At 67.5% G+C, this 7193-nt stretch carries 8 protein-coding genes and 1 riboswitch; of the genes, 1 reads left to right on the top strand and 7 read right to left on the bottom strand.

The window, feature by feature from the left end; genetic code table 11:
* The 7 genes from M2S36_RS20270 to cobO form a co-directional block, all read right to left on the bottom strand.
* The coding region (locus M2S36_RS20270) for a bifunctional adenosylcobinamide kinase/adenosylcobinamide-phosphate guanylyltransferase (RefSeq protein WP_333957742.1) at window positions 1–141 on the bottom strand (141 nt) is incomplete at its 3' end.
* Between the two features lies 1 nt (window position 142).
* Window positions 143–1597, bottom strand: a complete 1455-nt coding sequence (locus M2S36_RS20265; RefSeq protein ID WP_207829303.1) for a cobyric acid synthase — start codon at window positions 1595–1597, stop codon at window positions 143–145.
* A complete protein-coding gene (gene cobD, locus M2S36_RS20260; RefSeq protein ID WP_333957739.1) occupies window positions 1594–2586 on the bottom strand; it encodes a threonine-phosphate decarboxylase CobD in 993 nt (330 codons plus the stop codon). The genes M2S36_RS20265 and cobD overlap by 4 nt, the downstream gene beginning before the upstream one ends.
* A complete protein-coding gene (cbiB, locus tag M2S36_RS20255; RefSeq protein WP_207829314.1) occupies window positions 2579–3487 on the bottom strand; it encodes an adenosylcobinamide-phosphate synthase CbiB in 909 nt (302 codons plus the stop codon). Before cbiB ends, cobD begins: the two co-directional genes overlap by 8 nt.
* Window positions 3484–4134: a 5,6-dimethylbenzimidazole synthase gene (gene bluB, locus M2S36_RS20250; protein ID WP_085593449.1), complete on the bottom strand. Its 651-nt coding sequence runs from the start codon at window positions 4132–4134 to the stop codon at window positions 3484–3486. Before bluB ends, cbiB begins: the two co-directional genes overlap by 4 nt.
* Window positions 4131–5426 carry a cobyrinate a,c-diamide synthase gene (locus M2S36_RS20245; protein WP_063911552.1) on the bottom strand — a complete coding sequence of 432 codons (1296 nt, stop codon included), beginning with the start codon at window positions 5424–5426 and terminating at the stop codon, window positions 4131–4133. The genes bluB and M2S36_RS20245 overlap by 4 nt, the downstream gene beginning before the upstream one ends.
* Window positions 5423–6034 carry a cob(I)yrinic acid a,c-diamide adenosyltransferase gene (gene cobO / locus M2S36_RS20240; protein WP_013971375.1) on the bottom strand — a complete coding sequence of 204 codons (612 nt, stop codon included), beginning with the start codon at window positions 6032–6034 and terminating at the stop codon, window positions 5423–5425. Before cobO ends, M2S36_RS20245 begins: the two co-directional genes overlap by 4 nt.
* A 120-nt stretch (window positions 6035–6154) precedes the next feature.
* Window positions 6155–6374: riboswitch (cobalamin riboswitch) on the bottom strand.
* Window positions 6375–6541: 167 nt separating this feature from the next.
* On the opposite strand from cobO, the gene M2S36_RS20235 reads away from it, so the two are divergent.
* A complete protein-coding gene (locus tag M2S36_RS20235; RefSeq protein WP_063911550.1) occupies window positions 6542–7120 on the top strand; it encodes a hypothetical protein in 579 nt (192 codons plus the stop codon).
* The last annotated feature ends 73 nt before the right edge of the window (window positions 7121–7193 follow it).

The following is a 7193-nucleotide window of genomic DNA, read 5'->3' as shown; positions in this document are numbered from 1 at the left end:
CAGCAGCACCCGCTCGTTCATTTCACCATCCAGCGGCTGGCTGGTGGCGATGTAGGTCACCGGCAGGCCACTGGCGCTGGCCAACTGTTCGGCCAGCCGGCTCTTGCCCGAGCGGGCACCGCCGAGGATCAGGTTGCGCATGTCAGGCCACCCCACAGAGCTGGCGCAGGCGCGCGGTGTCCAGGTGCTTTTCCACCAGGTCGGCCAGGCGCTCGATGTCGCGTTCGCGCAGGGCCTCGTAATCAATGACCTGCACCTCCTCCAGGCCAGCCCAGCGCAGCAACGCCGCGCACGACTGGCTGCCTTCGAACAGGCCGTGCAGGTAGGTGGCAAGTATCTGGCCATCGGCACTGACAGCACCATCGCAACGGCCATCGGCAAGTTGCACGGCAGGCTGCTCCAGGGCTGGCCCCGTGGTGACGCCGGCATGAATTTCGTAACCGGCAATCGGTACTGCTTCGAGGTTCAGGGTGCCGGCAACGTTGCGCAGTTGCTTCTCGGCTTCGAGCACCGTGGCGTAATCGAACAGGCCAAGCCCCGGGCTGGAGCCTGCGGCCCCTTCAAGACCAAGCGGGTCATGCACTTCGCGGCCCAGCATCTGCAGGCCACCGCAGATGCCGATCAGCTTGCCGCCATAACGCAGGTGCCGGTCAATGGCCTGGTCCCAACCGCGCTCACGCAGTTGTGCCAGGTCGCCGCGCACACTCTTGGAGCCCGGCAGGATGATCAGGTCGGCAGCCGGAATCGCCTGGCCCGGGCCGATGAACTGCAGGTCCACCTGCGGGTGCAGGCGCAGTGGGTCGAAGTCGGTGTGGTTGCTGATGCGCGGCAGCACCGGGACGATCACCTTGAGCACGCGCTCGGCCTTTGCCCCTTGGCGCGCGTCGATGCCGTCTTCGGCTTCCAGATGCAGATCGGTGACATATGGCAGCACGCCCAGCACCGGCTTGCCGGTGCGCTGCTCCAGCCAGTCCAGCCCCGGCTGCAGCAAGGCGATGTCGCCGCGGAAGCGGTTGATGACAAAGCCCTTTACCCGCGCCTGCTCACTGGGTGACAGCAGCTCCAGCGTGCCCACGAGGTGGGCGAACACGCCACCGCGATTGATGTCGGCGACCAGGATCACCGGGCAGTCCACCGCTTCGGCAAAGCCCATGTTGGCGATGTCACCGGCACGCAGGTTGATCTCCGCCGGAGACCCCGCGCCTTCGACCATGACCACCGGCCAGGCAGCGCTCAGGCGCTGATGCGAAGCCAGCACCGCCTGCATGGCGATAGCCTTGTAGTCGTGGTAGGCCACTGCGTTCATGCTAGTGACGGCACGGCCATGGATGATCACCTGGGCGCCGGTGTCGCTGTTGGGCTTGAGCAGCACCGGGTTCATGTCGGTGTGTGGTTCCAGCCGGCAGGCCTGGGCCTGCACCGCCTGGGCCCGGCCGATTTCACCGCCGTCAGCGGTCACCGCGCTGTTCAGCGCCATGTTCTGCGGCTTGAACGGGACCACGCCGACACCCTGGCGCAACAGCCAGCGGCACAGCGCGGTCACCAGTGTGCTCTTGCCCGCATCGGAGGTGGTGCCTTGCACCATGAGGGTGGTCATGCCGTTTCCTTTTGATAGGCCGCCAGAGCCTGGGCCAGGCGCTGTTCGTCCGCCGCACAGGCCGGCAGCCCAAGGCGTAGCGCCGGCGGCTGCTCGAACAGGCGCACCAGGATGCCGCGGCGAGCGAGAAAGTCATGCAGTTGCGCAGCATGCTCGCTGCGCACGTACTGGAACAGGTCGCAACCGCCGCTGGACGCCAAGCCAGCGCTGCGCAACAGCATAGCCAGCCGCTGGCTGGCGGCAGCACAGCGTTCGACCTGCACACGCTGGGCGGCGTGGTCGGCCAGGCTGGCCTGGGCCAGCACCCGGGTCGGGCCATTGACGGTCCACGGGCCAAGCAACTCGGCCAGGCGCAGCAGCAGGCTGCGTTCGGCGGCAACGAACCCCAGGCGTACGCCGGCCAGGCCGAAGAACTTGCCGAACGAGCGCAGCACGATCAGCCCCGGGCGCTCGGCACAATCAACCACGCCATCCGCCGGGGTGTTGTCCATGAACGCTTCGTCGACCAGCAGCCAGCCACCACGGGCGGCCAGGCGTGCGTGCCAATCCAGCAGGCGTTCTCGCGGCACCCGGCGGCCGGTGGGGTTGTTGGGGTTGACCAGCACCAGCACGTCGAGGCTGTCGAGCGTCGCCTCGACCTGCGCTTCGTCCAGCTCCAGCAACTGGTGCCCCGCCCGTTGCCAGGCGTATGGGTGCTCGGCATAGCACGGCGTCAGCACCCCAACCCGGCCGGCTGCGCGCAACAGCGGCAAAGCCTGGATCGCAGCCTGGGAACCGGCCACCGGCAGCAATTGGCGGGCGCCGTAATACGCGCGCGCGGCGTCCTCCAGGCCATCCTCCGTCTCCGGCAGGCGAGCCCAGGCCTCCATGGGAATCGGTGGGATCGGGAAAGGCCATGGCGCAATGCCGCTGGACAGATCGAGCCACTGCTCACGGGCGATGCCGTATTGCCGTACCGCCCGCAGCAGGCGGCCTCCGTGTTCAAGCATTGATATAGGCCCCCAGGCAGATCACCAGCAGCCACAGCCACACGCCGCGCTGCACTAGGCTCCAGCCACGCTCGATGGCGTCGGCGTCGGCCATGGGCCCGTCACCCAGGCGTGGCCGCTCATGCAGTTCGCCGTGGTACACCGCCGGGCCACCGAGCTCCACCCCCAACGCGCCAGCACCGGCGGCCATCACCGGCCCGGCATTGGGGCTGTCCCACAGTGGGCCCTGCTTGCGCCAGCAGGCCAGGGCCAGGCGGGTCTTGCCCAGCAGCGCGTAGGTCAATGCCACCAGCCTGGCGGGAATATAGTTGAGCACATCGTCGACGCGCGCCGCGCACCAGCCGAAGCGTTCGAAGCGTTCGTTGCGGTAGCCCCACATGGCATCCAGGGTATTGCTCAGGCGGTACAGCACCACGCCCGGCGCACCGGCCAGCACGAACCAGAACAGCGCGGCGAACACCGCGTCGCTGCCGTTCTCCAGCACCGATTCGGTGGCCGCCCGGGCCACGGCGGGCTCGTCCAGTTCGCGGGTTTCGCGGCTGACCAGGTAGCCCACACGGCGCCGCGCTTCCTGCAGGTCGCCCTGGCGCAAGGCACTGGCCACCGGTAACACGTGTTCGCCCAGGCTGCGCAGCCCGACGGCGCAGTACAGTGCCAGCACGTCGACCAGCCAGCCGATGTACGGCAGCCAGGACAGGATCAGCACCACCAAAGTAAGCGGCACCACGGCCAGGAACCACGCGCTCACCCCGTGGCTGCGCCAGCCGCGCCCACCGGCATTCAGGCGGCGCTCGAGGTTACTGGCCATGTTGCCGAAGGCCACCAGCGGGTGGCGCCGCTGCGGTTCGCCCAACAGAGCATCCAGGGCCACGCCGGCCACGGTCAGCAAGGCCACGCTCATTGGCGTTCTCCCCATTGGTTCTCAAAGAGCATTTCACTCAAGGGCCGTTCCTCGGCCCAGTTTTCCAGCACCAGCATCGGTGCCGGGTAGAACTCGGTCACCGGCCCCAGGCACAGCACCGCGACCGGCTTGGCCCCGGCCGGCATGCCCAGCAGAGCCGCCAGCGCCTGCGGGTCGAACAGCGACACCCAGCCCATGCCTAGGCCTTCGCCACGGGCTGCCAGCCACAGGTTCTGGATGGCGCAGGCCAGCGAGGCCAGGTCCATTTCCGGCAGGGTGCGGCGGCCGAAGATATGCGGCTCGCGGTTGTCCATCAGGGCGGCCACCAGCAGTTCGGCGCAGTCGTTGATACCCTCCACCTTCAGTTTCATGAAGGCGTCGGAGCGCTCGCCCAAGGCTTCGGCGGTACGCACCCGTTCTGCTTCCACCAGGGCCTGGATACGGGCGCGCAGGTCGCGTTGGGTGATGCGGATGAAGCGCCAGGGCTGCATCAGCCCGACACTTGGCGCCTGGTGCGCGGCGGCCAGCAGGCGGCCCAGCAGTTCCGGGGCCACCTCGCCACCGGCGAAATGGCGCATGTCACGGCGTTCGCCGATGGCCCGGTAGATCGCGGCGCGCTCGGCGTCGCTGTAGGCGTGTTCACTCATGGTCGCAACAGCGCCGCCGCCGCATCCGGGTTGGAGGGGAAGTAGAAGTGCACGTAGGAAGCCGTCAACCGCCCCAGGCGGTACACCGCTTCGTTGCCGCGACCACCGTTGGGGCTCAGGCCACGGGCGATCGGTTCCAGTGCGGTACTGGTCAGAGAATGGTGATAGGTGTGACCGCGCAGGATGCCTTCCGGCATTTCCACCGCCTGCAGCGCCAGGGCCGCCAGGCGCTTCTGCATGGTCGCTTCACCCGGCAGCAGGCCGAGCAGCTCGGCACGCTCGCCGGCTACGTCAGTCAGGGCATCGAGCAGGTACAGCATGCCGCCGCATTCGGCCAGCAACGGTTTGCCTTGGGCGTGATGGGCGCGGATCGCTTCGCTCATCGGCGCGTTGGCGGCCAGGGCGTGGTGGTGCAGCTCGGGATAACCGCCCGGCAGGTACAGGCTGTCCACTGCCGGCAATTCGTGGTCATGCAGCGGCGAGAAGAACTCAAGCTGTGCGCCCAGGTTGCGCAGCAGGTCGAGGTTGGCGCCATAGGTGAAGGCAAACGCCTCGTCCCGCGCCACGCCGATGCGCACACCGGTCAACGACGCAGCACTGGCTTGCGGATCGGGTTCGGCAAAGGTCACTGGCGGCGGCAAGGCAGCATCGCAACTGGCACCCAGCGCCTCGGCAGCGGCGTCCAGACGGGCGTCCAGGTCGTTCAGCTCGCTGGCCTGGACCAGCCCCAGGTGGCGGCTGGGCAACTCGATACCGCGCTCACGGGACAAACCGCCATACCAGCGCAGGCCTTCGGTCAGGCTGCCTTCCAGCAGTTGTGCGTGGCGCAGGCTGCCTACCCGGTTGGCCAGCACACCGGCAAACGGCAGGTCCGCCTGGTAGCGTGCCAGGCCCAAGGCCAGGGCGCCGAAAGTCTGAGCCATGGCCGTGCCGTCGATTACCGCCAGCACCGGCACGCCGAAGTGACGCGCCAGGTCGGCGCTGGACGGCGTGCCGTCGAACAGCCCCATCACCCCTTCGATCAGGATCAGGTCGGCCTCACCGGCTGCTTCCCACAGCAGGCGGCGGCTTTCCTCGGCGCCGATCATCCACAGGTCGAGCTGGTACACCGGCGCGCCGCTGGCCCGCTCAAGAATCATCGGGTCGAGAAAGTCTGGCCCGCACTTGAACACTCGCACCTTGCGCCCGAGGTTGCGATGCAGCCGGGCCAGGGCGGCGGTGACGGTGGTCTTGCCCTGGCCAGAGGCCGGTGCCGCAATCAGCACGGCGGGGCAGTGGCGCGGCTGGCTCACAGTTCGACGCCCTTCTGGGCACGGATGCCGGCCTGGAAGGCGTGCTTGAGCATGCCCATCTCGGTCACGGTGTCGGCCAGTTCGATCATCTCGGGTTTCGCGGCACGGCCAGTGACGATCACATGCTGCATCGGTGGGCGGGCCTGGATGTCGGAGAGCACCTGGTCAAGGTCGAGGTAGCCATGCTTGAGGGCGATGTTCAGTTCGTCGAGCACCACGAACTGCACGCTCGGGTCTTGCAGCAACTGGCGCGACACAGCCCAGGCCGCTTCGGCGGCGGCGATGTCACGCTGGCGGTCCTGGGTTTCCCAGGTAAAGCCCTCGCCCATCACGTGGTAGCGCACCTGCTCGGGGAAGCGGCGGAAGAACAGCTCTTCGCCGGTGCTGTTGCGGCCTTTGATGAACTGCACCACACCGCACTGCATGCCATGGCCCAGTGCGCGCGCGAGCATACCGAAGGCCGAGCTGCTCTTGCCCTTGCCATTGCCGGTCAGCACCAGCAGCAGGCCGCACTCGTTGGGGGAATTGGCGATGCGTTCGTCGATGATCGCCTTCTTGCGCTGCATGCGCGCCAGGTGGCGTTCGTCGCGTTCGGTGGATTCGCTCATCAGGGTTCTCCGCTGGCTGGCGCCACGGCAACGCGAGGCGACAGGTAATAGGCGGGCAGACGGAGAACGCGCAGGGGCCGTGGCCGTAGGCCACGGTGCACCGCGCATCACCCTCCGTGATGCCGTTGGCAGTATCAGGCCGGTCTCCGGGCTTGTGAGCGGGCCTGGGCCCAGGCCTGCGCGCCTTCCCGGGTGCTGGCACCCAGTGGCCCTGCGCGGCCGCGACTCACCTACCGTTGCGGGGGCAGCGCCGGAATCGCGCCATGCTGGCACCCACCGGCTTCCCAGTTTCACCCTGCCCAGACGGGGCTGGCAGGACACCTGAAACACGCGCGAAGGTTAGAGGGTTGCACCGGGAGCGTCAATCGAAGCGGGCCGCTTTGCAGCCGAACAGTCACCGCCCGGGTAATGGCCAATTCACCCGGTTGTGCCACACTGGATACAGTGATATCACATAGCCATCACTTTCAGCTGAACGCGATCACAACGACAACAGGAGAGCGCAGCATGCGAGGCCAGATCATCAACAACCCGCGCCTGGAGTTTCTTGCCCCGGTGCTGGAGCGCTGGGGCGACTGCATCGACCGCTTCAACCAGTTTGCCGGCGATGCCGAAGCACCGTACTGGCATGGGGCAGCCGCCAATACCGGGTTGCTTGCCGCGGCGGCCTGGCAGGCCGAGCTGGCGGCACTGCAGCAGTTTGCCGGCAAGAAGCAGCGCGATGAAGGTGAATACGAAGGGCGCTGCGACCTGTTGCTCAGCAGTGCCGGTGAAGCGCTATACCTCAGTGCCAGCCAGCGCTGGCCGAAAATCGCCCGGCTGGACATGGCCGACGCCCTGCAGCAGACCGCTGCCCTCGCCCGCCAGGTGGCCTACCCCAGCCAGTTGAAGGCCGGAGCGCTGTTCATCAGCCCGTGGAAGGCCGGCCAGCACGCCAGTCCCGAGGAACTGCAGGACCTGGTCGACGATCTGCAGAAACATACCGCCTGTGCCATCGCCTGGTACTTCCCGTATGCCTACCGCAAGTTGCACAACGAGCTGGGGCAGTATTTCCCGGGGGTGGCGTTGTTGCTCAAGCAGGCTTGAAGCAACTTCGGCTCGGGCCGGGGCCGGAACGCGTTAGCAAGGGCGACGTGGCCTCTGTGGGAGCGGGCATGCC

Origin of the sequence: Pseudomonas sp. SF2 (assembly GCF_036858055.1) — a bacterium.
Classification (GTDB): Bacteria; Pseudomonadota; Gammaproteobacteria; order Pseudomonadales; family Pseudomonadaceae; genus Aquipseudomonas.
Note: the sequence above shows the minus strand (reverse complement) of the source record. Positions and strands in the feature narration are given on the sequence as shown.

Excerpts from the sequence above, each read along its gene's own strand:
- M2S36_RS20265 (WP_207829303.1), bottom strand. The coding sequence starts at position 1,597 with ATGACCACCCTCATGGTGCAAGGCACCACCTCCGATGCGGGCAAGAGC.
- cobD (WP_333957739.1), bottom strand. The coding sequence starts at position 2,586 with ATGCTTGAACACGGAGGCCGCCTGCTGCGGGCGGTACGGCAATACGGC.
- cbiB (WP_207829314.1), bottom strand. The coding sequence starts at position 3,487 with ATGAGCGTGGCCTTGCTGACCGTGGCCGGCGTGGCCCTGGATGCTCTG.
- bluB (WP_085593449.1), bottom strand. The coding sequence starts at position 4,134 with ATGAGTGAACACGCCTACAGCGACGCCGAGCGCGCCGCGATCTACCGG.
- cobO (WP_013971375.1), bottom strand. The coding sequence starts at position 6,034 with ATGAGCGAATCCACCGAACGCGACGAACGCCACCTGGCGCGCATGCAG.
- M2S36_RS20235 (WP_063911550.1), top strand. The coding sequence starts at position 6,542 with ATGCGAGGCCAGATCATCAACAACCCGCGCCTGGAGTTTCTTGCCCCG.